This is a genomic window from Chryseobacterium caseinilyticum (assembly GCF_014837145.1).
Classification (GTDB): domain Bacteria; phylum Bacteroidota; class Bacteroidia; order Flavobacteriales; family Weeksellaceae; genus Chryseobacterium; species Chryseobacterium caseinilyticum.
In genome coordinates this window covers 1-1,647 of the sequence record NZ_JACYFS010000022.1, presented here as the reverse complement: position 1 = coordinate 1,647, position 1,647 = coordinate 1, and the positions used below count along the sequence as shown (strand labels likewise).

General features: G+C 37.2%; 2 pseudogenes. Both read left to right on the top strand.

Annotation, left to right across the window (positions count from 1 at the left end):
• Window positions 1-1,371 (top strand): annotated as a pseudogene (locus IC610_RS19910) (hypothetical protein); the annotation flags it as partial.
• Window positions 1,372-1,390: 19 nt separating this feature from the next.
• Window positions 1,391-1,647, top strand: a pseudogene (locus IC610_RS19905) (hypothetical protein); the annotation flags it as partial.

Here is a 1,647-nt window from a genome sequence, read left to right as displayed (position 1 = left end):
ACTAAAAGTTATGCAGGGATCAAAAGAGGATCTTTTTTCTCAAACCAAAGAATCGGCAGACAATTTTCTGATTCTAAGCGTGCATTTATACAATACCAAAACTCGCAGGTAGACCCCGGTTTTCTGAGTTTGCAGAATGCGCCTTATCAACCTGAGATCAGTACTAATTTGCGCTATTATTTTAACAGTACCGAATCGTTGGCAACAGGTTATCAGTTTATTGGGAAAAATTGGAATTTCCTCGTTTCTCCAAAGATTGAAAAGCAAAAAACAGCTAGTTTCTATACATCGCACGAACTTTTTTCTTACAGACTTGAAACCAACATCAGTACAACACTGGGTAACCATTCAATAAACCTTACTGCGGAATATTCCTATTCAAATGCAGACAATCAGTCAGACTGGTTTAACAGTTTACGAACAACTCTGTCGTACAGGTATAAATCGTTCTCTCTAAACGGAACAGCCCAATGGAACGCAACGAATGTGTTTGATTTAAATTCCTTCTATAATACAGACCGCAATTTTGCCAACTACAATGTATACGCATCGTATAACTTCCATACGCTGGGTAATAATTTGACCGGATCTTTTTCAGCCGGAGCTTTTTATTCGGAGCTTTATAAAAATTTAAATACCAATATCACCGGAAATCTTGAATACAGGATTTCACCTTCGTGGTCGGGCACAGGTTATTTTAATCTGTCAGGTTATAAATCAATAGCTGAATATTCAACCAGTGGCAGTTATTACCAGTTCAGAGTGGGTATTAAAAAATATTTTGCACCGGCCACCGCACTTGGAAATCATAAAGTGACGTTCCAGTTCTTTGAAGACAAAAATTTCAACGGACTTCCGGATTCAGGCGAAAAGTTATTTGCTGATGAGATTGTCAAACTGGACGATTATATCGCAATGACAGATAAAAACGGAAAAGTGGTTTTTCAAAATGTACCCGAAGGTATTTATACTTTGAAAGTGAACGAAAATGCTGGTGCCAGATTAATGATGGATCCTGTAATTATGGTCAGTAAAAATATCAACCGCAAGGTAGGCCTCGTAAAAAACATCAGGGTAAGTGGAAAATTGACCGAGATCAAACAGGCTTACGATGTTTTGGATACTGATGTAACCGGTATAGCTGTGTATGCAAAAGGTGAAGATGGAGTGATCTATACAGCTCTGGTCAACCAGAAAAATGAATTTGAATTTTTCCTGAAAGATGGAAAATATGAAATCTATATTGAAAATGACAGGTACAGCTATACACAACCAAGGCAAACCATTCAGGTGACGAAAGAAGGTTACTCAGCAAATGTTATTTTTGAATACAAAAAGAAAGACACAACCATTAAGGTGAAAAAGTTTTAAATTTAGAGGTATGAAAACGATGAGGTTTTTTTTAACAGGAATTTTAACGCTGTGCTTCGGAACATCAATCATGAAAGCTCAGGATATATTTCTTACTATTCCTGAAAATAATATTTATAACAGAACAGAATTCACGTCAGTGCCTATAAGGGTAATGTCGAATCCCAACAGAACAAACTGGATCTACAGCTTTTTGGGATTTGCACCAGTAGCTCCAACATTTACCTCTACGTCCGGGCAAAATTTTACGCAGGCCTCTTCTTCAATTACCTTACC